The sequence below is a fragment of the Vibrio genomosp. F10 str. 9ZD137 genome, assembly GCF_049974785.1.
Classification (GTDB): domain Bacteria; phylum Pseudomonadota; class Gammaproteobacteria; order Enterobacterales; family Vibrionaceae; genus Vibrio.
In genome coordinates, this window is record NZ_JBNGCJ010000305.1 from 1 (window position 1) to 4,439 (window position 4,439).

Sequence of the window (4,439 nt, forward strand, 5' to 3'; positions counted from 1 at the left end):
GAGAGATTCGAACTCTCGATACGTTGCCGTATACACGCTTTCCAGGCGTGCTCCTTCAGCCACTCGGACAACTCACCGTTTTGTGTGTTAACGTTATGCGTTAACGAGGCGCTAATTTAATGATTCTGCTCTACTTGGTCAAGTGCTATTGTTAAAAAAAGCCATCAACATTGATTAAGTGCTTACTAATTGACATTTAAGCGCATTTTTTCAGCAAAATATCTTAGGCCTGCGGACAGTATCCTGGAACCTTAAACAACTTACGGCACGTATCTAGGAAGTATCCGTAAAGTACTCCCATCCCACATGAAACAACTGCGTTACTGGTCACTGCTGTCATGATTTGATCACTCGATGCTCCGACAACCAATAAAATCGCCGCGTAAACAGGAGATTGAAAAAGCACATAAGCAAACAAATCCGCAATATTCTTCACTAAGCCAGTATCAGAAATCCTTCTTCCCTGTCTCAATACGTAATCTCTAAATAACCCGTATGGCCATGCAATCGCTATATTGACTGGGATCGAAAGAGTTCTCGACGCCAAAGATTGCTCAAATGTCATACCAGAGATAAAAATTTCGATAATCATCCCCGATAAAAAACAAAATACTACCATCGCAAACGTATCTGCCGCAGCATGACGGATACAAAAAGGGGCGCGGGCTTTCATGGTCTTCCTCTGCAATATAAATAACTGGTTAAATAGCAAGTAGCTAACACAACAAACCAGCCTTGCAATTAAGGCTGGATTATTTCGCTATTAGAACACAGTAATTACAGATATATACTTCGAATTTAAAATAGATCGGTAAATAAATAACTAATATTGAATGAAAAACTAGATACTCAAACTAGAAAACAAGATATAGCTCACTTTTCAATCAATTCCACCCGGTGTTGTGTAAGTTAATTACAGTACTTACTGAGCATTACGGTTATCACATCAACATCTTCGGTCTGGGGCTGCTCTTCCAATTCCAAACATCGAACAATTTCCTTGAGCTTATCCATCAATACTTGATCTTCGTAAGGAGCAAGAGTTATCGCAATGTCCTCAATAATCTCTTTCGCTTGAAAGAAATGTTGATTATCGAGCTCAACATAAAATCGAACCAATACCTCTTCTGATATGAGAACTTCTGAGCCCAAGCTCTTTTCTGAATGGTATTGATAAAGCTTGGAAGCATAACGGTAAAGGGCATCATCAAGTGCAGAATCATCTATCGGTTTGGAAATAATGTAATCAGTACCGGCACTTAGCATTCTTTCTCTTGTTTCGATAAACACATCAGCTGTGCACCCAAATATCAGCACTTTATTACGATCATCATTCATAGACCGAATGTTTGATGTCGCTTCAACGCCGTCCATTACTGGCATATGATTATCCATCAAAATAAGATCGTATTGTGTTTGAGCGACCGCCACCAGCGCTTGCTCGCCATTTTCAACACAATCACATTCGAAGCCTTTGCCTTTCATAAATGTTTCAATGATGATGGTATTGGTTCTATTGTCTTCAACAATCAAGACCTTTAGCCCACTGTAGTTCAACTTCCTATGAACATTCAGTTCAACTGAGCCAGAGGACGTCGCTTCTATCAATAGCGAAACTTCGAAACTGGTGCCAATTCCCATTTCACTCGTAACGGAAACGCCTCCCCCATTAAGCTCGACGATCTGTTTCACGATCGCAAGCCCTAAGCCCGTTCCACCAAAGCGACGCGTGGTACTCGATTCGGCTTGCTCAAACGGTTTGAAAACACGGCCTTGTGCTTCTTTAGAAATACCAATACCTGTATCTCTCACTTTTATCAAAAGATGTAATTGCTCCCCGACCATCTTTTCCTTTAAATAAACCTCTACAAATCCTCTAGAGGTGAACTTAACGGCATTATTGAGTAAATTGAACAATATCTGTCTAAGGCGTGCTTTGTCTGCGTTGTACCAGCGCCCCGATGGAATCTCAGAGTAGACTTTGAATTGGAGACCTTTTTCGGTGCACAATGTGTGGTAAACGCTGTTGATGCTGCCGATGATAGAATCAATAGGAAAAGGGGTTCGTTCGAATTCTAAATGGCCTTGTTCTATCTTGGAGAAATCCAGTATTTCATTAAGTAATGTCATCATATGCTCGCCTGATTCTTGCAGGCTTTTTAGATGCTTACGTTGGTCAGGCGTTAAGTTACTTTTCAGCAAAATTTGTGCCGTACCCAATACCCCATTCATTGGCGTTCGAATCTCGTGAGATAACACTGCTAGAAAGGCACTTTTCGCTTTGGTCGATGCCTGCGCTTTCACTTTTTCAGCTTCTAAATACACCGTTTTTTGATTGAATGTGTCGATAAGACGACGGATTTCATCGTTACTTCGATAAGCGACTTCAATGATGCCCCCCTCTTTAGACGCGTCGACTTTCTTTGCGATCAAGACAATCGGTCTTATTAAGAACTGATTGATCAGGTAATAGCCAGCCATAACGCACAATAATAGGATTGGCATGATACTGAGCTCTATACTGGTTACCAATGCATACACATTGTCGTTGACGGTTCTTTTTGCATTAACAACGTCTATCATCCATTTAAATTCGCCAAATTGGTGAGAACTGATATAGATAGTGTCTGATTTTTTAAAGTTGTGCTCGGTAATGACCTCATTCAATCCATCGCGAAGAATAAACCCCAAATCATGCTCTTTGGCATTGTTTTGAATAAAGTCGATCAAATCAGCCAAAGACAGATCCACTGTTGCCACGCCAGAGAATTGGTCATCAATATAATAGGGAGAAGTAATAGAAATCATCTGGATGTGGGTGTAGGCATCAATATAGACCTCTGACCAAAAAACACTTCCCTTCGGCGCATCAACCGCAACGGTATACCATGCTTCTTGAACGTAGCCCCCAGTACTTGGGTTATTCCATGACTTGATATTATCTACCTGCCCATCACTGGAACGATTGTAATAAAGGCTCATGTAAGAAATATCTTTATCAATGGTGTAAGGTTCAGGCCAAAGCCCACCACTCACAACTGCACCGTCTAACGTTTTAAATAATGAGCTTAATATCTTGGCTTGAATCTTCTGTGAGTGATTGGCCTCTCCAATACTCGCGATTCCGTGAAGAACGCCAATTGCACTGTTGAGTGGTTGTTCTAATTGAGAAGCCAACAGCTCTGTTTTTAAGTCTAAGCTTTGCTCTAGCTTTGACCGCACTAGGGGTTCAACAACGAGGTAGGTCACCGTGCCGATCATAGCGATAAAGAAAAACAAATAGACGCCAAGCGCCAAAATGCTTTTTCTTTTTAGTGAGGAACTGATTTCCATATAATGACTTGAATTATTTTATGTTTATTAAAAATTATAGTGAATATTATCGGGCATCAAGTCTTTTTCGTTAGTATTTGAGTTGGTACTATAGGAATAACATCAATTCAAACCAATGGATCTATTTTGACTTTAGATAATATCCTCTCTTTACCTGAGCTAGAAGGAAAGCTTCTTAATGAAGCAAGAACGCAAGGGTTCGTAGCCTCAATGGCTGCTGCACCAAACGTCCTCCCACCTGAAGAGTGGCTACCGTTCTTGTGGGGAGGAGAAGACACAGCACCCTTTAGCGATGGTGAACAGCTTGAGCGTTACGTCGAACTCGTCATTCAAATTTGGAACTCATACCGCCCTGCGCTTTTAGATGGCAATTGGGAATGGCCAAATCTATGTGCACTCGATGAAGAAGATATTGTCACTAAACAAACCCGAGATTTTTGCGAAGGTATGCTGCAAGGTTGGCAATTAGCACGTGACGACTGGGAAACCATCATGCCTGAGCAAAGTGAAGACAATGCGCTTCTTGGTGGTGTATTGCTGTCGTTAAGCATGCTTTACGATCCTGAAACGTCGGTTAGCACGCTTGCTGAACAAGGCATCGAAGGGATGGAGCAATTTGAAGAAATTTTTAATGCCATTCCAGTAATGCTTTGCGGGTTGACTCAGCGTGGTGTTCTTTTAGCGGAACAGCAATAAGCGTTTGTATTGGGCTAAAGAGTTTTCCAAAAACAAAAAAGCCTACTTAGATAAGTAGGCTTTTTTATTTCACATGTCTATATTGATTTGTATGGCTTTTTACATCGTGCTTTCTAGTTGAAGCTCCGATACGTCCATCGGCACAACATAAAATAGCTATGTTCGTGAAGGAGTAGCCTGATAAAGAAGAGGATTAACCTCTATGCATTGCCTTTAACTTTAATATTGAGCTGCTCAGCAAAATCTAGCATACGATTTAGAGGGATCAACGATTTCACTCTTAACGCTTCGTCAACAAAGATCTCATGCTCATCACCGCCGTCACGCAGAGCCGTTTCTATCGCTTTGAGGCCATTCATCGCCATCCAAGGGCAATGTGCACAGCTGCGACAGGTAGCGCCCGCACCGGC

Annotated in this window: 3 protein-coding genes and 1 pseudogene; 1 reads left to right on the forward strand and 3 read right to left on the reverse strand. The window is 41.5% G+C overall.

Annotation, left to right across the window (positions count from 1 at the left end):
• Window positions 1-223: 223 nt before the first annotated feature.
• Window positions 224-673, reverse strand: coding sequence for an L-alanine exporter AlaE (locus ACP45E_RS05595; protein ID WP_017034882.1), 450 nt, complete (start codon window positions 671-673; stop codon window positions 224-226).
• Between the two features lie 236 nt (window positions 674-909).
• A complete protein-coding gene (locus ACP45E_RS05600) occupies window positions 910-3,333 on the reverse strand; it encodes a hybrid sensor histidine kinase/response regulator (protein WP_069584784.1) in 2,424 nt (807 codons plus the stop codon).
• A gap of 126 nt (window positions 3,334-3,459) precedes the next feature.
• Here ACP45E_RS05600 and ACP45E_RS05605 point away from each other — a divergent pair, with 126 nt between their 5' ends.
• Window positions 3,460-4,029 (forward strand): UPF0149 family protein, encoded by a 570-nt coding sequence (locus ACP45E_RS05605; RefSeq protein ID WP_017034880.1) that lies wholly within the window; start codon window positions 3,460-3,462, stop codon window positions 4,027-4,029.
• 200 nt (window positions 4,030-4,229) lie between these two features.
• Here ACP45E_RS05605 and ACP45E_RS05610 read toward each other — a convergent pair.
• Window positions 4,230-4,439: pseudogene (locus tag ACP45E_RS05610) on the reverse strand (quinolinate synthase NadA); the annotation flags it as partial.

Excerpts from the sequence above, each read along its gene's own strand:
- ACP45E_RS05595 (WP_017034882.1), bottom strand. The coding sequence starts at position 673 with ATGAAAGCCCGCGCCCCTTTTTGTATCCGTCATGCTGCGGCAGATACG.
- ACP45E_RS05600 (WP_069584784.1), bottom strand. The coding sequence starts at position 3,333 with ATGGAAATCAGTTCCTCACTAAAAAGAAAAAGCATTTTGGCGCTTGGC.